The organism is Legionella sp. 27cVA30, assembly GCF_024160945.1.
GTDB classification, from domain to species: domain Bacteria; phylum Pseudomonadota; class Gammaproteobacteria; order Legionellales; family Legionellaceae; genus Legionella_A; species Legionella_A septentrionalis.
In genome coordinates, this window is the sequence record NZ_JAMYXK010000002.1 from 477,149 (window position 1) to 498,810 (window position 21,662).

Here is a 21,662-nt window from a genome sequence, read left to right on the forward strand (position 1 = left end):
ACTTTCTTTTCTATAAGCATAGAGTACGCCATTATCTGTAGCCAATATGTACAAATTGCTTCTTAATTTAATTTTCATGCATAGTCTATAATGCATGTAAGCTCTACTCGTTTGCTCATAAATACTGACTTTAAAAAGGGACTATCTTGATAGACAGGAATGCAGTAAGTCAGCAGTTTATAAAAGTAAGAGGCGTTACGGAAAATCTCTGCAAGCCTTTAATTTTGGAGGATTATGTCATCCAAAGTTGCGAGGATGTTAGCCCTCCTAAATGGCATTTAGCCCATACCACCTGGTTTTTTGAAACATTTTTATTGTTGCGATATTTGCCGAACTATCGCCCATTTAACCCGCAGTTTAATTTTTTATTTAATTCTTATTATCAAACGGTTGGCGCACCGTATCCTAGACCCAAGCGAGGTTTGTTGTCGCATCCCTCTACGGCCAAGGTGCTGGAGTATCGCCACTGCGTCAATGAAGCCATGCTTGATTTATTGCAGCAAACGGATGCAACGGTAAGCCATGAGATCCTCGCGGTCATTTTATTGGGTTTAAACCATGAGCAGCAGCATCAGGAATTACTTTTGATGGATATAAAACACAATTTATCCATCCAGCCTGATTTTCCGGCTTATAAAATCCATTCGCCTCATAACAATGCTTCACCTTGCAAAAAAGAAACTGTTTGGCTCACGGTGGAAGGGGGCATTGTAGAAATTGGGCACACAGGCACTGGATTTTATTTCGATAATGAACAACCTCGGCATAGAAAAATACTGCAATCTTATGCTTTAGCAAACAAATTGGTGACCAATGCTGAATACATTGCGTTTATAGAAGATGGCGGGTATCAAAATCCGCAATGGTGGCTGGCAGATGGTTGGGACATTTTGCAAAGAAATAAGTGGGAGGCACCACTTTACTGGCTAAAAAAAGAGCAAAAATGGCATATTTTTACCTTGCAAGGTTTACAGGAAATTTATCGCGAAGAGCCGGTAAGTCATGTGAGTTATTTTGAAGCGGATGCCTATGCTCGCTGGAAGGGGAAACGTTTGCCGACTGAAGAAGAATGGGAGCATTTTGTTTCGGTGCATGATTTAACCCATCAACCGGGCAATTTTTTAGAGTCGGATTGTCTGCATCCTGAAGCGGCGTTCAATCAGGACAGGCCACAGCAATTCATGGGCACTTTATGGGAATGGACGTCCAGCGCTTACTTGCCTTATCCAGGATTCAAGCCCTTGGCCGGCAGTCTTGGTGAATATAATGGGAAATTCATGAATAACCAAATGGTGTTGCGCGGCGGAAGCTGCGTCACGCCGCATGCCCATATCCGAGCCAGTTACCGCAATTTTTTTCAACCTGACAAGCGCTGGCCATTCACTGGGATCCGTTTGGCAAAAACTATGGAAGGATAAATGCTATGAGCGCAAAACTTTCCTTGTATGAAGATTGGGAAGCCCAATCGGATGAGCATCTGGCAACATTTATTGCAGATGTTAGAGAGGGATTAACCAAAAAAAATAAAAAAATCCCTTCTAAATATTTCTATGATGCCGCAGGGTCGCATTTATTTAATCAAATTACCCGTCATCCTGATTATTATTTAACCCGCTGCGAATTAGAAATCTTACACAAGTGTAAAGCATTAATCGTTAATTTCTTGAAAGAACAGCCATGCAATTTGATAGAATTAGGCCCAGGCGAGGGCACGAAAACCAATATTTTAATAAATGAGTTTTTTAAATGCTCTCATGACTTCAAATATTACCCGATTGATATTTCCAAATCTTACCTGCAAGAATTGGAAAAAAAATTTGCCTTGCAATGGCCGAAACTAGAAATTCAGGGTATGCATGCTGATTATTTTGCAGGCATCAAAGAATTGGCCAGTAGCTCCAGGCGTACCAATTTTGTGCTTTTTCTAGGGTCAAGCATTGGTAATTTTGATTTTCCGGAAGCCAGGACCTTTCTTTGTAATTTACGAGAAGCGCTCAATCCAGGAGATTTTGTTTTAATTGGATTTGACTTAAGAAAAGACACCGGGGTACTTACCCGCGCTTATAATGATGAGGACGGTATTACGCATCAATTTAACTTGAATTTGCTGCATCGCATTAATACGGAACTAGGGGGAGAATTTAATTTAACTTTATTTGAAAATTATAATGTCTATAACGTATATTCTGGTGCGATGGAGAGTTATTTATTAAGCCGCTGCAGGCAGGACGTGCGCATTGAGCGGTTGCAAGAAACAATCCACTTTCATTCTTACGAACCCATCCATATTGAATATTCTTTTAAATATCTGCCAGAGCAAATTACAGCTTTAGCGCAAGAAAACCAGTTTGCAATTTTAGAAAATTTTACCGATGCGAAACATTACTTTATCGATTCGCTCTGGCAAGTGCGTGGCTCCTTGCCAAAAGCGAATTCACGAGGACATTCATGAAGAGAACATTTGTTTTTACTTTCTTGTTTTTCTCGATGTGCGCAGCGGTTTACGCCCATGAACAATGGTTGTTACCTGCAAACGAGATGGAAAGACTTGCAAACCTGGCAAAGCCCAGCCTTTTCAGAGCATGGGGCTTGTTTAATTCCACAGTGTCACTGCTGGCTTTAGGATTTTTGCTTGCATGGATTGTATTTAACTACAGGCAGACAATAAAAATACCAATTCCTATAAACCGCCTGGAGTGGGGCTTGCTTGCCTTGCGTATCTGGACTGGAATGATGTTAATTGCATGCAGTCTGGGGTTTTTGCCAAAAACTGGCGTTGCCTATTTTACAGAGCCAACTTTATTTGCCTCTGATTTAGCGCTAGTTCCCCCATGGCTATTTTTGCAATGGTATGAATTGGCTCTGGGCATATTATTGATACTAGGATTTTATGTCCGCTTGCTAGGGGTGTTACTCTTGGCATTAGTCTTTTCGGCTTTATATCTCTATGGAACCAGTATGTTGCAATATGCAGGGTTTTACTCAGGCCTTGCTTTATTTTTGCTAATCAACGGGGGCGGAAAATTTTCGTACGGATTGCAGCAGCAAAAAAATACAGCTTACGGCAAATCCTACATCCTTTTACAAACGCTTACCGGCTTGAATTTTATTTATGCAGCAGTCAGTGTCAAATTATTGAATCCTAATTTGGATATTGCCATCTTGTCTTATAAAAATGCCTTTACCTTTGGCATTCCTTATCCTGAGTTCGTGTTTTTAATGCTGGTTGTTGAAATTATATTCGGCTTATTATTCATCCTAGGCTGGCATTTACGTTGGTTGTCACTGGCATTGTTAAGCTTATTTGTTTTTTTAAGTTTTAATTTGGGTGAAAATATATTTGCCCACAGTTTTATCTATGGAATATTGAGCGTATTCATCATTTCAGGGAGTTATCCCATAAGCTACCTTGCGCGATTGTATGGGGATAATTCGCGAAAAAGCCAAACCTAAAATAACTGCATGCATCCATCACTGGCATACAATTAACTTATAAATTAGGCAACGTCCTGAAATTTTTTAAGCAGTATTTAATCAAGGATTGGGCACAGATTTTTAATCTCGCCTCGTTCTACCTCTTCCCGCTATTAGCTTTGAAAGTAATGGTGGTTTCTCGGGAGAGCGAAGAGCGAGTAATTTGAAAAATCCCTGCTCAGATTCAGCCTGGGAAAGCTATGAGAAAACTTCAGGGACGTTGCCTGGTGGGTTTTAATTGCTGCAATAATTGTTTTGCCGCCTGCTGCTCTGCTTTGCGTCTGTTGGCTCCATGTCCTTGGGTTTTTAGCTTAAGCTTTGCAACTTCACACGTTACATAAAATATTTGATCGTGTTCTTCGCCATCAATTTTTGTCAGTGTGTATTCGGGGAGGGGATACTTTTCCGCTTGCAAAAATTCCTGCAGCTGAGTTTTGGCATCTTTCAAATTATTATCCAGATTTTTGTCGTTAAGCCGTGATTCATACAGCTTTAAAATCACTTGCTGGCAAGCGTCAAGGCCGCCATCAAGAAAAACAGCTGCAAATACAGCTTCCAGAGCATCGGCTAAAATGGAAGCACGCCGAAAACCACCACTTTTTAATTCGCCTTGTCCTAGGTACAAATAATCTCCAAGCTGTAGTTCCAGAGCGATTTGTGCCAGCATTTCTCCTTTTACCAAATGGGCGCGCAAACGGCTGAGTTGGCCTTCACTTTGGTCCGGAAATTTTTCAAATAAGGAATTGGCAATAACAAAACTCAATATTGAATCACCCAGAAATTCCAAACGTTCATTATTGATCATGCCGGCGCTGCAATGAGTCAAGGCTTGAATTAGATAGGCCTGGTTGTTAAAGGTATAGTTCAGGCGCCTCATGAAACGCGGTAAATTATTATTTGCCAATGTTCACCTCTTTAGATACATCAAAATTAAATAGAAGGCTGGCGTTACTCACCACGGGTTTTATCACTTGATATTTAATTTTAACCGTAAAATTTCCACCATTCCCTGGAATAACCTGAATTTGGTTTTCCGGTATTTCTACCCCATTTACATACAATTGGTTCATAAGTTTACTTTTTAAAAGTTGCGCATTAGCTGATGGATCTGCTGAGAAATCCTCGGCTGGTATTTTTTTTAGCGCATCGATGGAACGGGTTATCGTATAATTTTCTATGTATACTGGAATAACCCGCATAACGAGTATCCCCAAAATAACGATTACCGCTGCGGTCAATAACATGCCGATTACAGTCATTCCTTTTTGCGTATGCATAATACCTTCCTGGTGATGTGTAAGGTTTAAACTTAATATTAATGAATCAGGTTTCCTATTTTCGACCAGCGGACGGTGTCTTTCTTACCATTCCAGCTCATCCACACAATGAATGCTTTCCCGCGCAAATATTCATCAGCAACGAATCCCCAAAAACGGCTATCCGCGCTGTCATCACGGTTATCACCCATCATAAAGTAGTGACCAGCAGGCACTTCCACGGCAAAATCGGTAGCTTTTATGTCCGGTCGGATAAAAATATCGTGTTCGATGCCGTTTAGGTTTTCTCTATATTTTGCTACGGCTTTTCCTGAGCTTTCATCCGTTGTGTATTCAACAAATGTTTGTTTGACTTCCTGGCCATTGATGGTCAGTACTTTGTTGCGATATTCAATCTTATCACCGGGCACGCCAATGACTCGTTTAATGTAATCATAGGATGGATCAGGCGGCCAACGGAACACGGCTATTTCACCACGTTTGGGGTTTGCTATGGAAATGGCTTTCTTTTCCCAAACGGGCAAGCGCAACCCGTAGGCAAATTTATTTACGGCTACGAAATCGCCAACCAGTAAAGTAGGTTCCAGGGAGCCGGATGGGATGCGGAAAGGTTCCACCAAAAAAGAACGCAACAGTAAAACAATTAAAAATACTGGGAAAAACGAGCGCGAATACTCTACAATGCGTGAGGCTTGTTTGCCAGGCTTGCGTTTTTTTGCCCAAAATAACACATCCAGTAAATAAATAACCCCGCTTAGCAGGGTTAAGATGACCAACATTAAAGCAAAATTCATGCAGAATTACCTCTAAAGTTATTTTTTCCTATCGGTTTGAAAAACAGCCATGAATGCTTCTTGGGGAATTTCTACATGCCCCACTTGTTTCATACGTTTTTTACCAGCTTTTTGTTTTTCTAATAATTTTCGTTTGCGCGTTATGTCGCCGCCGTAGCATTTTGCGGTTACGTTTTTACGTAATGCTTTTACTGTTTGGCGGGCAATGATATGGCTGCCCAAGGCTGCTTGGATGGCCACATCAAACATTTGCCGGGGGATTAATTCGCGCATTTTATCGACCAGCGCTTTTCCACGGCTGTGGGCGGTGGCACGATGCACGATTACCGCAAGCGCATCCACTTTTTCGCTGTTGATAAGAATATCCATTTTTACCAAATCCGCTTCCTGGAAGCGTAAGAAGTTATAATCCAAGGAAGCATAACCTCGGCTTACGGATTTTAAGCGGTCAAAGAAATCTGAAACCACTTCACTCATCGGTAAATCGTAAGTTACCGAAACCTGCCGGCCGCTGTATGTCATATTCACTTGTACGCCGCGTCTTTCAACGCATAAGGAAATGATTTGCCCAAGATAATCTTGTGGTACTAATATATTGGCGCGCACAATGGGTTCAAGCATTTGCTTAATTTGCGGGGAAGGTGGCAGCCGTGATGGGTTGTCCATCATCAAGGTTTCACCTTTGGTGGTGATAACTTGATAAATAACGGTAGGAGCCGTTGAAATCAACTCCAAATTATACTCACGCTCTAAACGCTCCTGGATGATTTCCATATGCAGCATGCCAAGAAAACCGCAGCGGAAGCCAAAGCCAAGTGCGTCGGAAGATTCAGGCTCATAAAAAAGAGAAGCATCGTTTAGGCTTAATTTCGCCAAGGCTTCACGGAAGGCTTCAAAATCGTCTGAACTGATGGGGAAAAGACCGGCATACACTTGCGGCTTTACTTTCTGGAAACCGGGTAATGGTTTTTCCGCTTGATTTTTTTCCAAAGTCAGCGTATCGCCTACAGGCGCACCATGAATGTCTTTAATGCCAGCAACGACATAGCCGACTTCCCCGGCTTGCAATGCGTCTGTCGCTGTGCGCTTAGGTGTAAATATACCCACTTGATCCACTTCATATGCCCGGCCGGTAGACATAACCCGCAATTTATCGCCTTTGCGCAACGAGCCGTTTACGATGCGTACCAAAGAGATGACGCCTAAATAACTGTCGAACCAGGAATCTATGATTAACGCTTGTAAGGGAGCTGCAATTTCGCCTTGGGGTGCTGGTATGCGGTTGACTAGTGCTTCCAGTACGTCCTCGACACCCAAACCGCTTTTGGCGCTCACGCGAATGGCATCATGAGCTTCAAGACCGATGATGTCTTCAATTTCCGTGATTACGCGCTCAGGCTCTGCTTGCGGCAAATCAATTTTGTTCAGCACGGGAAGAACTTCAAGGCCCTGGTCAATGGCGGTGTAACACACGGCAACGGTTTGTGCTTCTACGCCCTGTGCCGCATCCACAACCAGTATAGCCCCTTCACAAGCAGCCAGGGAGCGCGATACTTCATAACTGAAATCCACGTGTCCTGGGGTGTCAATAAAATTGAGAAGATAAGTTTTGCCGTCACGGGATTTATAATTTAACGAAACGCTTTGGGCTTTGATGGTAATGCCGCGTTCACGCTCGATATCCATAGAATCCAAGACTTGGTCGGCCATTTCCCGATCGGACAAGCCGCCGCATAATTGGATAAACCGGTCAGCCAGAGTCGATTTGCCATGATCGATATGGGCAATAATAGAAAAGTTACGAATACGCGTTAAGTCGCTCAACTGAAAAACCTGCTGGTAAATTGGGCTATTTTAACGTAATTATTGGTATCCAGAAAGAGGATAAGGATATTTGCCGAGGCTTTGCTGCAATTATTGCCAGTGACAAAGAAAGTGCCCAGGTTCTACGCCACTATGTGGATGGCACGGCCCGAGTGAGCAAGGCAGCGGTTTGTGCTGAATTTAAGACAGGTGAAGATTGCAAAATATGGCGAATCCATGGATGATCAAGTCCAGGTTTTTTGAGAGGATAATTCATGCGAAATATGGGTAAACTTGTTTTAATGTTTTTTCTAATGTGCTGCTCTATTGCTCATGCAGATGAATCTTTGCTCAAACGTAAAGACGTGCAACGATTTGTAAGCGACATGGTACGTCATCACGGCTTCGATAAACGGCAACTTTTAGCTATTTTAAGGGAAGCGCAATATCAGCCCCAAATCATTGAATCGATGAATAAGCCCTTTGAGAAAAAGACTTGGGATGTATATAAAGCCTTGTTTTTGACAGAAGAGCGCGTGCAAAAAGGAATTGAATTTTGGCGGATGAACCAGGCTGCCCTAGAAAAAGCGCAGAAACGATTTGGAGTCCCTGCGCATATCATTGTGGCCATTATCGGCGTCGAAACCCTTTATGGTGAACGGCAAGGGAATTATCGCGTCCTGGATGCCTTGTCCACCTTGGCATTTTATTACCCGAAACGTGCGGAATTTTTTACCAAAGAGTTGAAAGAATACTTATTGCTTTGTCGCGAACAAAGAGTTTCTGTCACAGAGTACAAAGGATCTTATGCAGGCGCTATCGGTAAACCGCAATTTATGCCGAGCAGCTATCGGTTTTATGCTGTGGATTTTACCGGAAATGGTAAGCGCGATTTAGTGAATGACGATCGAGATGTCATAGGCAGCGTTGCCAATTATTTCCATAAGCATGGTTGGAAAATGAATGAGGGCGTTGCTGAGCCTGCCATCGTGAACGGCAGTTCCTACAAGCAAATCCAGAGCAATGCCAGAAAGGCGGAGTATGATTATTCACGTATTGTTGCGGCGGGAATAACACCTGTGGTGCAAGCGGCAAATCATCCGCACAAAGTAGGTCTCATTGAGTTAACAACGCCGGAGGGGCAAGAATTTTGGCTGGCTTATCCCAATTTTTATGTCATTACGCGCTACAATACGAGTCCGCAATATGCATTGGTGGTTTATTTGTTATCGCAGCAGCTACAGCGGCAGTGGGCAGCTATCAAAGCCAGCTCTGCCACGAATTTAACTTAACAAACAAGGCAGTATAAGGGATTAATGTGGCCACTTGTTTTTTATTCATCCAGGGGATGGATGACGAGAATTGCTTGAGCCTCCGGCTTGGAGAAGATGGGGATGTGGATGTCCCCCTTAAGACCCGTTCATTTTCTGAAATAAAAAGCCTGCAAAAAGATGCCAGGACGTTTGTCATTTTGCCGACTGAAGTGAGCAGCTTGTATGAGGTGGAATTGCCCTGGCTTTTAGAGCGCAAGGCACGGGCTGCCATTCCTTATGCCTTGGAAGAACAATTGGCCCAAAACGTAGTGTCGTTGCATTTTGCCTATGACAGACGTCACTATCAGAATGGCCGATACCTGGTCGGCGTTATTGATAAAGACTATTTACACAATCTATTGGCGAAGCTTGCGCAAGCTGGGCTAGCTTTCGATGCAATCACCTTGGACTGGTTTGCATTGAAAGACGATGAGGCTTGCATTTCCGAAACCAGCTTGCTCATCCGTGAGGAGCATTTTAAAGGGGCATTAAGTTTTGCATTGGCAAGCCGCTACCTAATGAACAAACCCGCGTCGTTAAACCTCTTTTCTTTTTCCGATAGCCCCGATTTGGGCTATTCATCCGCAAATAAGCTGGATAGCTCCTCCCAACTGTGGATTGCCAAGCGCTTGTATGAAGTCCCATTTTTAAATTTTTGTCAGGGAGAATTTCAACTGCGCTCCGCACAATATAATAACCGTTATTGGTATGCGGTTGGCGCCGGTTTGGCAGGAACTTGGTTAGTGGTCTGGTTAGTAATGAATATTTTCAATTTGTATTTTTTGAGTAAGGAAAATCGCAAATTGGACGAACAAATTGCAGTAATTTACAAGCAATTTTTTCCGGAAGCACGGCAAGTGATTAGTCCAAAATTTCGCATTACCCAATTGCTGAATTCCAAAACGGGGGATGACAACCCATTATGGCCGTTACTAGCCAAATTGACGCAAGCATTTAACCCGGACGAATTTAAAATCCAGCAATTCCGTTTCCAGAATCAAGCGTTGACGGTCACTTTGGCCAGCAAGAATTTTGCGGCGCTGGAGCAATTACAGCAAAAATTGCAGCAAGCTGGGGTAACGGTGAAACAAACCCAAGCCGCATCGTCTGAGCAGGAAGTATTAGCCACCCTGGAGTTAAACTTGTGAAGGCATACTGGAATAACTTAAATGAGCGTGAACGCTGGTTGTTAGGCGTTGGATTTTTGGTATGTATTTTTTATTTATTTTATTTATTATTGTACTCACCGCTGGTCAATGCCATACAAAGTAAAAAACAACAGCTAGCCGAAAAGCGGGAAACCCTTAATTGGATGCAGCAAGTGCGGCAGCAGCATAAGGCAGGAGGACGTCCGGCAGAAAGGTTGAATAATACGCAATTATTAACTGCTGTGGCCAATCAATTAAACACATCGGATGTCAAATCTTATACGCATCAATTGCAACAAACCGCTAATGGAGATGTGCAATTGAGTTTTGAACGAGTACCGTACGCGGTTTTTATTCACTGGTTATGGTTATTGAATCAAAAATACGCATTGACCATAAAGCAATTCAATGCGGAGCAGAATGATACACCAGGAATCGTTAAAGCCGTCGTCATCTTGTCGGCGCAGTAATCTAAATTGCACCTTGAATTTCATTTAAGCTGGTGCTAGGGTTCGTGATGAAAAATATGATAAAGGGGAAAGGTGTGAAATTAACAAGCATTTTAACAGCAGGAGCGTTGGCCGCGGTTATAGCATCACCGGTTAGTGCTGCAGAAACCATGTCAGCCGAACAAAAAAAAGAAATTGAGCAAATTATTCATGATTATTTAGTCAATAATCCGGAAGTATTGGTAGAAGCTTCACAAGCTTTGCAGCAAAAGCAACAGCAAAGCATGCAAGAACAAGCAAAAGGCGCCATTATTGAAAATGCCGAGCAATTGTTCAACGAAAAGTTGGCTATTGCTGGCAATCCCAAAGGGAATGTGACCTTGGTCGAGTTTTTTGATTATCAATGCATCCACTGCAAGAAAATGAAGCCTATTATCAGTGCACTCATTAAGAAAGATGCTAATTTACGGGTGATTTACAAAGAATTTCCTATCTTTGGTAAAAGTTCTGAATTAGCTTCGCAAGTTGCATTAGCGGCTGCCATGCAGGGTAAATACCAACAAATGCATGATGCCCTGTTAGATTTGAACAAACGTTTGGATGAAACCATCATTATGGATGCTGCCAAATCGGTTGGGCTTGACTTAGAAAAATTGAAAAAAGACATGGAAAGCAAGCAGGTGATGGATGCCTTGAATGCCAATCGTGAATTGGCGGAAAAAATGCACTTGATGGGAACGCCTGCATTCATCATTGCGGCTACCCCGGGTGGTCAATTCAAAAAGGACAGCGAACCTGCTTTCATTCCAGGGGCTGCCAGCGAAGAAACGTTACAAGACTTAATTAAAAAAGCTGAAGGTTAATAGATATATAGCGCGCCTGACGGTAGAGCGACCCAGGCGCTAATCCTCGTGATAGTTCGCATCAACTATTAAACCAATTCTGTTGTAATCCGAGATACAAATGACAAAACCGAGCACTTTTCAGGATATTATTTTAACTCTGCAAGAATTTTGGGCGGCTCAAGGTTGTGTAATTTTGCAACCTTTGGATATGGAAGTAGGGGCAGGCACATTTCATCCTGCAACCTTCTTGCGAGCCATTGGTCCTGAGCCTTGGTTTGCAGCATATGTGCAGCCTTCACGCCGGCCTACAGACGGTCGCTACGGGGAAAATCCGAATCGAGTACAGCATTATTATCAATTTCAGGTAGTACTAAAACCTTCCCCCCTGGACATCCAGGAAAAATATTTGGATTCCTTGCATACTTTAGGGGTTGATCCTTTAGTCGATGATATCCGTTTCGTCGAAGATAACTGGGAGTCCCCTACGCTTGGTGCTTGGGGGTTGGGTTGGGAAGTATGGCAAAATGGCATGGAAGTGTCACAATTTACCTATTTCCAGCAAGTGGGCGGTTTGACTTGCAAGCCTGTAACCGGGGAATTGACATACGGCCTGGAACGTTTAGCCATGTTTATTTTAGGTGTGGATAATATGTTTGATATGCCTTGGAGTGAAACAGCCATGGGCATGGTCACGTATGGGGATGTATTTCATCAAAATGAAGTGGAAATGTCGGCCTATAATTTCGAACATGCCAATGTCCCTGCTTTATTCAAGCAATTTGATTATTATGAAGAAGAAGCGCAAAAATTAATCGCCTTGCAGCTGCCATTGCCGGCTTACGAAATGGTAATGAAAGCTTCGCATACGTTTAATTTGTTAGACGCACGACATGCTATTTCAGTAACTGAGCGGCAACGCTACATTTTACGGGTACGGCAATTGTCCAGAGCTGTGGCTCTTGCCTATTATCAAGCACGGGAAGCGCTTGGTTTCCCCATGCTCGCTAAATAATATTGGTTGCGATCCCAAGCTTGGATTGCGAAGGTACAGGTGTATAAGATGTCCAATAATTTATTATTTGAATTAGGAACAGAAGAATTACCGTCTGCATCCGTATGGCCTTTGGCAGATGCGTTGGCTAATAATTTGATTACTGGTTTGGCACAAGCCGAGCTTAAACATGGCAAAGTATCCCGATATGCTACTCCGCGGCGTTTGGCAGTTTTCATTCAAGATGTGGAAACCTTGCAGCAGACACAAAAAATTTCCCGCAAGGGCCCGGCTTATCAAAATTCACTCAATGAAAAAGGTGAGCCCAGTGCCGCTTTGCAAGGCTTTGCCAAATCTTGCGGCGTCAGCGTGGCAGAATTGACCCGCCTGCAAACCGATAAAGGAGAATGGTGGGCTTATGAGACATTAAAGGAAGGGGCGCACACTGCTGATTTGCTGCCGGATATGATCCGGCAGGCGGTAGCGGCATTGCCTATTGCCAAATTAATGCGTTGGGGAGCAGGTGATGCTGAATTTGCACGCCCTGTGCATTGGGCGGTTTTATTATTCGGAAATAAAGCGATTACCACCGGATTGCTTGGCATCACAACCGGCGCTCAAAGTTTCGGACATCGTTTCCACCATCCTCAGGCAATCACTATTTCTTCGCCGGACCTATATGAAGCCTTGCTGCAAGATGCATATGTGATTGCAGATTTTGCGAAAAGACGCAATATGATTAAGCATCAGGTAGAAAATTTAGCACAAAGCATTGGTGCCCAGCCTGTCATGCCAGATGCATTACTTGATGAAGTGACTTCCATTGTGGAATGGCCGCGAGCCTTATTAGCCAATTTTGCAGAAGAGTTTTTGGAAGTACCGCCCGAAGTGCTGATTGCCTCCATGCAATCCCATCAAAAATGTTTCGCATTGCGCGACCTTCAAGGTAAATTATTACCGCACTTTATTACCATCAGTAATATTGAAAGTCAGCAGCCCGCACAAGTCATTTTGGGCAATGAAAAAGTGATGCGCGCGCGGCTTAGCGATGCTGCCTTCTTTTACCGGCAAGATAAGAAGCAAGCGCTACATACTTATCAGGAAAGAACCGCACATGTTATTTTTCAAGCACGTTTAGGCAGTTTACAGGATAAAGCCCAGCGAATACAAAGATTGATGGATTATCTCGTACAGCCATTACAGCTTAAGCATACCCAGGCTTTGCGCGCAGCAGAACTTAGCAAATGCGACTTGATGTCCGGGATGGTGGGAGAATTTCCTGAGCTGCAGGGGCTAATGGGTTATTACTACGCGCACCATGACGGGGAAGATGAAGCAGTTGCGCAAGCCATTAATGAGCAATATATGCCGCGTTTTGCAGGCGATATATTGCCGGCATCAACTTTAGGCCTCGCTTTATCCTTGGCGGATCGCATCGATACATTGGTTGGTATTTTTGCAATTGGGCAAAAGCCCACAGGCATGAAAGATCCCTTCAAATTGCGCCGCCATGCATTGGCTGTAGTGCGTTTGTTAGTGGCAACCCCTGCTGCATTAAATTTATCCACGCTTTTAGAAGAAGCAGCCAATGGGTATGAGGAGTCAGTAAAGGCGCATGACATATTAGCAGAGCTACGTTTGTTTATTTTGGAACGTATGCAGTCTTTTTATCAAGGGCAAGGAATACCGGCAGAATTGGTGCAAGCAGTACGGGCAGAGCAGGACGATTGGCTTTATGATGCCGACAAGAGGATAAAAGCCCTGTTGGATTTTATCCTCTTGCCAGAAGCAGCTAGCCTGTCGGCAGCTTGTAAACGGGTGAATAATATTTTGCAACAATCTTCACCCAACGCAGAGATAACCTTGGACCCGAATCTATTTACGGAAAGTGCAGAGCAAAATTTGTTTAATTCTTTACAAAAGATGGAAAATCTTGTGTTTTCCCTTTACACAGAGGGGGATTACAAGGCTATTTTGAACCAATTGGCCAGTTTGCGTGAACCTGTAGACGCTTTTTTTGATCAAGTCATGGTGATGGTAGACAATGAGGCAATAAAAAAGAATCGCCTGGCACTGCTTGGTAGACTAAGATTATTATTGCAGGGCGTGGCTGATATTTCCTTGCTGCCGCAAGCATGAGGAATGCCGTTGCAGTAGGTTATGCAAATGCTTCTTTAAAAGAAGAAGCTGGAATTTTGGCGGATAAATTACAACTTGCGTTGGACAATGCATTATTTCCGCAATTATGTCTAACTGAAGACAAGCTTGTATTACTGCTTACTGGTTTCTCGCCGTTGTTTGCTGATTTTTCTGTTAAAACCTTGCAGAGGAGGCGAGATGCTGGAAAGAAACAAGGATTGGTAAAAGCATGCAAGCCTTTTCCAGGTAAACGTATTCTCGACGCTACAGGCGGGTGGGGTCGAGATGCTGCCATACTTGCAAGTTTTGGCGCTCAGGTATTGCTGATAGAGCGCAACCCCGTCATGGCAGCACTGCTTGCCGATGCCTTGCAACGGATCCCGCCTGAATCTCGATTGCGCCATTCATTATCATTGCAATCTTTGGATGCCAAATGCTATTTGCAGGAATTATCACCCAATGTCTATCCGGATGTAATTTATATTGATCCCATGCATCCAGTACGGGAAAAATCTGCTTTGGTAAAAAAAGAAATGCAAGCTTTACAGCAAATACTTGGGGCAGACGAAGATGCGTTGGCATTGCTGCAAACAGCATTACCGCGTGCACGCGAGCGTGTCGTAGTGAAATGGCCGCACCGTTTGGAACCGCTAATGCCGCCAGATCTCAGTTTTGATGGAAAAACGGTACGTTTTGATGTTTATTTAACGAATAAAAAAGCGGCAGGGAAGAAAACTTCATGATGCCGCTCCAAGGGAGCGGGCTTGCTACTAATTCAACTAATAATAGGATTAAAAATCTTCTTCTATTTCTTTAAGCAAACGTTTATGGTCTTCAAGTTCTTCGATGCGTCTTCGCCTTTGTCCTTTTGTTGTTAAGCTGGTAGGGTTTTCATCAGAATCAATGAGTTTATCAAAGCTTGTTTCATATTCATCAAAAGAGGGAGCAGACATGGCTTGTTCTCCTTGTGCAGCCTATTATCCTGGTACGGGTTTCCACCCATCGATAACATACCAGAATTCATGCTTGAGAAACAGAGCCTAAAGCGTCCTTGCTCTTTATTAGATAGTCGGAGCGGGAGGTTGCTCCTCGGAAATTTGTTGTGCCGCTTGTTTTGTCTTATATTCTTCGAACGATTTTTTAAATTCCTGACATTTAAGTTTAGGATCCACGCTTTCGCTGATTTCATGCCGGGCCTTGGCATAAGTTTCAGCTTTGGATTGGATGGCTTGCAGCTTAGAGGGTGAATTCTTGAAAATTTCATCGATGCTCATATCCTTTCCGTTTACTTTCATTTGCTTTGGGTCGGTGCCCGCTTCACGGCACGCAGCATACATACGTTGTGCCAATTCAATGGCATGTTTTTCTTCTTTATGAGAAATGACCCATTTTACATTATACCCGGAAATTTTGGCGGCTTGCACAAGCGATACCATATCGGCTTGGGATTTGCTATTCCAACCACCATAGTAAAACGGGCTTATGATGCGGTTTGGCAATTGTATGGCAAAGCCATCATCTTGTTTTTGGATGGGTAGTCCTGTTACTGTCTGGAAAGTTTTAAGATCAGTTAGTTTAATACCTTTTAGCAAGGCAGATTTTTTATCGCCGTCTACTGCAATGGTGATGCCTTGTTCTTCTTCTGGCGTACCTTTTTTCCTTTTCTCTTCAATTATGCGATCAATTTCTTTTTGCATAATCTTATTTTTATCGTAAAGGGCAGCTATAAAAGTAATTTCATCGCGTCTTTTTTGCGCTGCAATGTGCAAGTCATCAATTGGTTTTTTCATTTCCTCATCGAATTTTTCCAATTGTTTTTTATTGGAATCTTGCAAAGCACTGAGCATTTGTTCCTTAATTTGCGGAATCTCGCTCTCGTTTATTTTCAAACTCGTAGTTAATTGCGTGCGAAATTCCTCTGAATCAAATTGTTTGCTTAGTTTATCGACCTGGGCTTGCATTTCATTTTCAATAGCCCTGCGTGCATCGTTTTTAACTGTATGCAGATAAGAAACCAGGCCATCGGGATTATAGGCACTGTCAGGATCCATAATAAATTGATTAATGGATTCCAATTCTTGATTAAACTTTTCCTGGGCTTGTGTGGTTTTTTCATCAAATTTTAATGCTTCCTGCAAAGACTGTTTAAATCCTGCTATAGCTTCAGCAGAATCTTCTTCGGCCTCTGCTTCTGCATTAGGAGCTTGTTTCAGTCTTTCCTCGAAGGTTTTGCCGTCTTCAGTTTTAAGCATTGAAAAACCTGAAAAATCCTTGATGCGGTTTTGTGCGTAATTATTGAAGGCTTCCTTGTTAATTGGATTTTCGCCTATATCCATGCTGTCGGCGTATTCTTTAAGGTATTTTTTCTCATCTTCAGGGGTTAATCCTGGAGGGGGGCCTGCTATTTTTTCTTTCAAAGATGCCACACCGGAATTAAACAAACGTGTAGCGGCTTCTTTACCAGCATACCCAAGAACAAAGGCACCAGCGCCAAGAATGATTGGAAGCATAATACGTACCTAATGATTACGACTAACTAAAGTATAACATTAAAATCATTAAGCAATAATTAAGGGATTGTGTTTAAAACATATCGAGTAAATTTTTTACAATGCTTGCATTGGAGCTTTTAAAAACCCGTTACTACATCTTACAACGTATCTTTTTAGTCGGACTTGAAGCATGCAAAAGCATCAGCTTCATTTGCAAACAATTCCTCAAAGCTGCCCCGCGAGGGGCAGCCTTAGGAACGGCAAAGTCCGCAGGCTTTATGCTATTTCCAGGCTGGTATAGCAGCGTCGCCGAACAATTCCTGCGCTTTTTTCTCCACTTCCGGGGAATTTAAGGCTTTAACAAATAATTCCAATTGCGGGTTTTTCGTGCTGTTACTGCGGACTACAATGAGGTTTGCGTAGGGTGAATCTTTATTTTCAATAAAAAGGGCGTCCTGTTTTGGACTAAGCCCTGCCGGAATGGCAAATGTTGTGTTAATGATGGCTGCGTCCACATCAGGTAAGACGCGGGGAAGCTGCGCGGCATCTAATTCTTTAAAACGCAATCTTTTGGGGTTCGCAGCAATATCCTGGATGGTAGCATTTTGTTTTTCATGTAAAGTAATCAATCCTGCTTTTTGCAATAGCAAAAGGGCGCGCGCTTCATTGCTAGGATCATTGGGCAAGGCGATTAAGGCGTGCTCTGGCAATTCTGCCAATGATTTGAACTTTTTAGAATAAATCCCCGTGGGGTAAATAAACGTTTTTCCAATCACTTTAAGATGATAGCCGTGCGCTTTACTGGCTGCTTGCAGGTAGGGGAGATGTTGATAGACATTGGCATCTAAACTGCCATCCTGTAAGGCTTCGTTTGGCAAATTATAATCATTAAATTCAATGATTTTTATATTTAAATCGTAGCGGTTTTTGCCTACTTCTTGTGCTACTTCGACCAGCTCAGTCTCAGGTCCGGAAATCGTTCCGATGGTTAACGTATTGGGTGAGGGTTTACTGCAGGCAACCAATGCCAGCAACAAAGAAAAAACACAAACAATGCGCATGTACATCTCCTAGTAAGTAATTGCAGCCTCTTAATGATGAGAGAAACGGCGAGCCAAACGATCGCCTCCCATTTGCAACAGTTGCACCAAGACAACTAAAATCGCAACGGTTGCCAGCATGACCATCACATCAAAGCGTTGATAACCATAGCGGATGGCTAAATCCCCTAGACCACCGCCACCTACTGTGCCCGCCATGGCTGAATAATTGACCAAGGTAATCGCCGTTACTGTCGTTGCATGAATCAAGGCAGGAATTGCTTCGGGCAACAAGATGAAGCGAATCATTTGCAGGGTACTGGCACCCATGGCATGGCCGGTCTCAATTAAACCTGCAGGCAAACTTTGATATATATTATCCACCAACCGCGCAAAAAAAGGCGTGGCGCCCAAAGTTAGAGGAACTATGGCAGCGTGTAAGCCTATGGAAGTCCCTACAAGTAAACGGGTAAAAGGAATGAGCGCCACCAGCAAAATGATGAAGGGGATGGAGCGGCTAATGTTAATAACTCCTGCAATTAAACGGCTAATCCAGGGATTAGGTTTTATTTTTTCCGCAGTAAACAACAAAGTACCTAATGGTAAACCCAATAGCACAGCCAACAGAGTGCTGAGTGCAACCATGTAAATCGTTTCGCCTGTGGCAGTTAAAAAATCATAAAGCATGGTCGGCGACATACCCTAAAACCTCCACAGTTAGGCCAAATTGTTCACAACGTTTGCTGAATGTTTGCAGCAATGTTGCATCCGCTGATAATTCTGCGATGAGTACACCGCAAGTGACTGTATCATAGCGGTCAATATTCGCGAGTAAAATATTAATATCCAGATGCAATTCGCGGCTGGTTTGGCTGATGAAAGGAACGGTTGCTCCTTCGCCTTCAAAAAATAAACGCACCAAAGGCTTATGATTGGCTACCTCGGTTAAGTGACTGCTAAGGCAGATCGGTAATTCCGGGCTCAATTCCTTATAAAGCATGGTGCGTGCGATGCTGTTTTTTTGTTTAAAAACATCGGCAATGGCTGTGGTTTCAATGATTTTACCCGCTTCCATTACCGCCAGGCGATGACAAATGCGTTTCACCACATCCATTTCATGTGTAATGAGAACGATGGTAATCCCATAAAGGCGGTTAATTTTTTTCAAGAGGGCCAAGATGGCATCGGTTGTTTCAGGATCAAGCGCCGAGGTTGCTTCGTCGCAAAGGAGAATCTTAGGGGAACAGCTAAGAGCCCGAGCGATTGCTACGCGTTGTTTTTGCCCTCCGCTCAACTGGCTTGGATAGGCTTGTACTTTGTTGGTTAATTCCACCAAAGGTAGAAGTTCATCGATTTTTATTTTTATCTTGTCTTCCGATAAGCCTTGAATGCGCATGGGTAAAGCAATATTGTCGTATACGGTTTTCGAATTGAGCAAATTGAATTGTTGAAAAATCATCGCCATTTTATGGCGCGCGCGCCGGAGTCCGTCGCTATTTAACTCAATTAAATTTTCTCCATCGATAATGACTTGCCCGCAATCAGGACGCTCCAGCAAGTTAAGGCAGCGCAATAACGTTGATTTTCCGGCACCGCTTTTGCCGATGATGCCAAAAATTTCATTTTCCTGAATGAATAAATCAATGTCATGCAAGACCTTATGGCCTGCGTAGGATTTTGATAAAGCAGATAATTCTATCATTTTATTCCAAGCTAATGCAGCAGGCGGGAGACTGAAGGGGGTAAATGCTGGATGCCCGCTTTAGCCGATTTTCAACAGTTCGTTGAGCGCCCGCAAGCTGAGAGTTCAAATCGGCGCATTGAGATTATACCGCAAAATTTCATAAACAAAAGTAATAATGATAGGTCCTGAGCGCTTGCATCCTTGTTTTTTCCTGCAGGTTAAGTTATCAACACCATGCATGGGAGCAGGATGCAGCATATCTAATGTCAGAACAATAATTCTTCCCTGTCTTTAAAATCATCCAAAGCTTCGGGATTTGCAATCGATTGCAAATTATTAATTGCTTGCCCATGGATGATTTGACGTACCGCCAGTTCTACAATTTTGCCATTAATGGTCCGCGGGATGTCTGTAACTTGCAGAATTTTGGCTGGGACATGTCTTGGCGATGCATTATTACGGATGGTTTGACCAATGGTTTGCTTAAGATGTTCATCCAAAGTCATGCCCGCCTTTAATTTCACGAAAAGGATGATGCGAACGTCATCTTGCCAATCCTGGCCTATGACGAGACTATCCAATACTTCAGGAATTTTTTCCACTTGTCGGTAAATTTCTGCAGTCCCTATGCGTACGCCGCCAGGATTTAATACCGTATCGGAACGCCCATAAATGATAAGTCCGTGGTGTTTTGTGATTTCGGCAAAATCACCATGCGCCCAAATACCGGGGAAGCGTTCGAAATAAGCGCGACGATACATCTTTTTATCTGCATCGTTCCAAAAGCAAACAGGCATGGAGGGAAATGGTTTCGTACAAACCAGTTCGCCGCGCGCTTCGCGCACCGGTTGCCCTGCCTCATCGAATACATTCACACTCATACCTAAACCAATGCACTGCAACTCGCCACGATAAACCGGCAGCAGGGGATTTCCCAGGGCAAAGCAAGAAACAATATCAGTCCCGCCTGAAATCGAACTCAACTGCACGCCAGGCTTTACATGCATGGAGACGAAATCATAATTTTTAGGCAGCAAGGGCGATCCTGTCGAAAGAATACAGCGCAAGCTTGCCAGTGAACACGCAAGACGGGGTTTAACTTCTGCTTTTTCGATGCTGGAAATAAATTTGGCACTGGTGCCAAATACCGTGATGTGTTCATCATCAATTAATTGAAATAAACGATTGGCTGTGGGAAAGGTGGGTGAGCCTTCATAGAGCGTTAAGGTAGCACCTAAAGCAAGTACGGACACCATCCAGTTCCACATCATCCAGCCGCAGGTAGTATAAAAAAATAAATTATCATGGGTGTTGATGTCGGTATGTAATCCTAATTCTTTAACATGTTGTAAAAGCACGCCGCCGGTGCCATGTACAATGCATTTTGGTTTGCCGGTGGTGCCGGAAGAGAAAAGAATGTATAAAGGGTGGTCAAAAGGAACGGATACAAACTCAAGATGATTTGCAGGCTGTAAAAATTCTTCCCAAACCATGGTCTTAGTGGAAGAGGGTATGGACTCCACTGCATTTAATACCGGACAAACAACCACATGTTCAATGCTTGGAATAGTATCTTTTAGCTTAATCTTATCCAGATCGCTGTGGGTTTTTCCATGGTATTGATGGCCGTTGCTGATAAATAAAACTTTAGGTTCTATTTGTCCTAAGCGGTCAAGGATGGCATTAGTACCAAAATCAGGCGAACAAGATGACCAGATGGCTCCAAGGGAAGCTGTGGCTAAAAAGGCAATGATTGTATAGGCAACATTGGGTAGAACCGCAGCGACGCGATCGCCTTGACCGATCCCTAATGCCTGCAAGCCGGCCGCACAAAAAGCTACTTGCTGCTTTAATTCTGCATAACTAAGGCATTGGCGGCTGCCCTGTTCATCGATGCTGATGATAGCAGGGTGTTCATCGTTGCGGGACAATAATTGCCGGGTAAAATTAAGGCTTGCGCCGCTAAACCAGCGTGCGTCAATCATGTGCTGATAATCATTAAGAATTCGCGCGGCAGGCGTAGCAAATTGTATACCAAAAAATTCTTGCAAAGTGGGCCAGAATTGCTCGCAGTTTTCTACCGACCAAGCATATAGGGCTTCGTAACTGCGGAATTCTTTTTGATATTTTTTGCCGGCAAATTGCATGAATTGCCACATCCTGCTGTTTTCTGGGTTCCTGGGTCCCCATACTTTGCTTTCCATCCTTTATCC

General features: G+C 43.4%; 21 protein-coding genes. 10 read left to right on the plus strand and 11 right to left on the minus strand.

All coding sequences use genetic code 11. From position 1 onward, the window contains the following. Window positions 1–146 precede the first annotated feature (146 nt). From egtB to NKV53_RS07510, 3 genes are read left to right on the plus strand one after another with little or no spacing between them, the layout of a single operon-like run. Window positions 147–1,418 carry an ergothioneine biosynthesis protein EgtB gene (gene egtB, locus NKV53_RS07500; RefSeq protein ID WP_199737570.1) on the plus strand — a complete coding sequence of 424 codons (1,272 nt, stop codon included), beginning with the start codon at window positions 147–149 and terminating at the stop codon, window positions 1,416–1,418. A 5-nt stretch (window positions 1,419–1,423) separates the two neighbouring features. Next, on the plus strand, window positions 1,424–2,452 hold the full coding sequence (gene egtD, locus NKV53_RS07505) for an L-histidine N(alpha)-methyltransferase (RefSeq protein WP_126952970.1): 1,029 nt from the start codon (window positions 1,424–1,426) through the stop codon (window positions 2,450–2,452). Further along, window positions 2,449–3,453 (plus strand): hypothetical protein, encoded by a 1,005-nt coding sequence (locus tag NKV53_RS07510; RefSeq protein WP_253350924.1) that lies wholly within the window; start codon window positions 2,449–2,451, stop codon window positions 3,451–3,453. The genes egtD and NKV53_RS07510 overlap by 4 nt, the downstream gene beginning before the upstream one ends. 232 nt (window positions 3,454–3,685) lie before the next feature. On the opposite strand, the gene rnc is transcribed toward NKV53_RS07510, so the two are convergent. From rnc to NKV53_RS11905, 5 genes are all read right to left on the minus strand, one after another. Continuing rightward, the gene (gene rnc / locus NKV53_RS07515; RefSeq protein WP_126953124.1) at window positions 3,686–4,351 is read right to left on the minus strand and encodes a ribonuclease III; all 666 of its coding nucleotides are present in this window, start codon (window positions 4,349–4,351) and stop codon (window positions 3,686–3,688) included. 16 nt (window positions 4,352–4,367) lie between these two features. Then, window positions 4,368–4,751: a DUF4845 domain-containing protein gene (locus NKV53_RS07520; RefSeq protein WP_126952972.1), complete on the minus strand. Its 384-nt coding sequence runs from the start codon at window positions 4,749–4,751 to the stop codon at window positions 4,368–4,370. A 38-nt stretch (window positions 4,752–4,789) separates the two neighbouring features. Next, on the minus strand, window positions 4,790–5,545 hold the full coding sequence (lepB, locus tag NKV53_RS07525; RefSeq protein ID WP_126952973.1) for a signal peptidase I: 756 nt from the start codon (window positions 5,543–5,545) through the stop codon (window positions 4,790–4,792). Window positions 5,546–5,563: 18 nt separating this feature from the next. Next, window positions 5,564–7,390, minus strand: coding sequence for a translation elongation factor 4 (gene lepA, locus NKV53_RS07530; protein WP_371923209.1), 1,827 nt, complete (start codon window positions 7,388–7,390; stop codon window positions 5,564–5,566). Between the two features lie 109 nt (window positions 7,391–7,499). Next, window positions 7,500–7,625: a hypothetical protein gene (locus tag NKV53_RS11905; RefSeq protein ID WP_256478824.1), complete on the minus strand. Its 126-nt coding sequence runs from the start codon at window positions 7,623–7,625 to the stop codon at window positions 7,500–7,502. Here NKV53_RS11905 and mltB point away from each other — a divergent pair. From mltB to NKV53_RS07565, 7 genes are all read left to right on the plus strand, one after another. Further along, window positions 7,624–8,640 (plus strand): lytic murein transglycosylase B, encoded by a 1,017-nt coding sequence (mltB, locus tag NKV53_RS07535; RefSeq protein WP_127032409.1) that lies wholly within the window; start codon window positions 7,624–7,626, stop codon window positions 8,638–8,640. The two genes, NKV53_RS11905 and mltB, sit on opposite strands and share 2 nt — an antisense overlap. A gap of 26 nt (window positions 8,641–8,666) precedes the next feature. Further along, window positions 8,667–9,809: a type II secretion system protein GspL gene (gene gspL / locus NKV53_RS07540; protein ID WP_253350926.1), complete on the plus strand. Its 1,143-nt coding sequence runs from the start codon at window positions 8,667–8,669 to the stop codon at window positions 9,807–9,809. Continuing rightward, window positions 9,806–10,279, plus strand: coding sequence for a type II secretion system protein GspM (gene gspM, locus NKV53_RS07545; protein WP_158614946.1), 474 nt, complete (start codon window positions 9,806–9,808; stop codon window positions 10,277–10,279). The genes gspL and gspM overlap by 4 nt, the downstream gene beginning before the upstream one ends. Window positions 10,280–10,353: 74 nt before the next feature. Next, window positions 10,354–11,121 (plus strand): DsbA family protein, encoded by a 768-nt coding sequence (locus NKV53_RS07550; RefSeq protein ID WP_126952979.1) that lies wholly within the window; start codon window positions 10,354–10,356, stop codon window positions 11,119–11,121. Window positions 11,122–11,221: 100 nt separating this feature from the next. Beyond that, the gene (gene glyQ, locus NKV53_RS07555) at window positions 11,222–12,115 is read left to right on the plus strand and encodes a glycine--tRNA ligase subunit alpha (RefSeq protein WP_256478825.1); all 894 of its coding nucleotides are present in this window, start codon (window positions 11,222–11,224) and stop codon (window positions 12,113–12,115) included. 48 nt (window positions 12,116–12,163) lie between these two features. Continuing rightward, a complete protein-coding gene (gene glyS / locus NKV53_RS07560; RefSeq protein ID WP_127032411.1) occupies window positions 12,164–14,233 on the plus strand; it encodes a glycine--tRNA ligase subunit beta in 2,070 nt (689 codons plus the stop codon). After that, window positions 14,230–14,976: a class I SAM-dependent methyltransferase gene (locus NKV53_RS07565; RefSeq protein WP_126952982.1), complete on the plus strand. Its 747-nt coding sequence runs from the start codon at window positions 14,230–14,232 to the stop codon at window positions 14,974–14,976. Before glyS ends, NKV53_RS07565 begins: the two co-directional genes overlap by 4 nt. Window positions 14,977–15,024: 48 nt before the next feature. Here NKV53_RS07565 and NKV53_RS07570 read toward each other — a convergent pair whose 3' ends face one another. The 6 genes from NKV53_RS07570 to NKV53_RS07595 form a co-directional block, all read right to left on the minus strand. Then, window positions 15,025–15,186 (minus strand): PA3496 family putative envelope integrity protein, encoded by a 162-nt coding sequence (locus NKV53_RS07570; RefSeq protein WP_158614947.1) that lies wholly within the window; start codon window positions 15,184–15,186, stop codon window positions 15,025–15,027. Between the two features lie 108 nt (window positions 15,187–15,294). Continuing rightward, entirely contained in the window at window positions 15,295–16,743 is a 1,449-nt protein-coding gene (locus tag NKV53_RS07575) for a hypothetical protein (protein WP_126952983.1), read from the minus strand. A 263-nt stretch (window positions 16,744–17,006) separates the two neighbouring features. Then, window positions 17,007–17,786, minus strand: coding sequence for a MetQ/NlpA family ABC transporter substrate-binding protein (locus NKV53_RS07580; RefSeq protein WP_126952984.1), 780 nt, complete (start codon window positions 17,784–17,786; stop codon window positions 17,007–17,009). Between the two features lie 30 nt (window positions 17,787–17,816). Then, window positions 17,817–18,464 carry a methionine ABC transporter permease gene (locus NKV53_RS07585; RefSeq protein WP_126952985.1) on the minus strand — a complete coding sequence of 216 codons (648 nt, stop codon included), beginning with the start codon at window positions 18,462–18,464 and terminating at the stop codon, window positions 17,817–17,819. Further along, complete coding sequence (locus NKV53_RS07590; RefSeq protein ID WP_126952986.1) at window positions 18,442–19,467, minus strand: ATP-binding cassette domain-containing protein; 1,026 nt, start codon at window positions 19,465–19,467, stop codon at window positions 18,442–18,444. The genes NKV53_RS07585 and NKV53_RS07590 overlap by 23 nt, the downstream gene beginning before the upstream one ends. Window positions 19,468–19,715: 248 nt before the next feature. Further along, complete coding sequence (locus tag NKV53_RS07595) at window positions 19,716–21,653, minus strand: acetoacetate--CoA ligase (protein ID WP_126952987.1); 1,938 nt, start codon at window positions 21,651–21,653, stop codon at window positions 19,716–19,718. Between the last annotated feature and the right edge of the window lie 9 nt (window positions 21,654–21,662).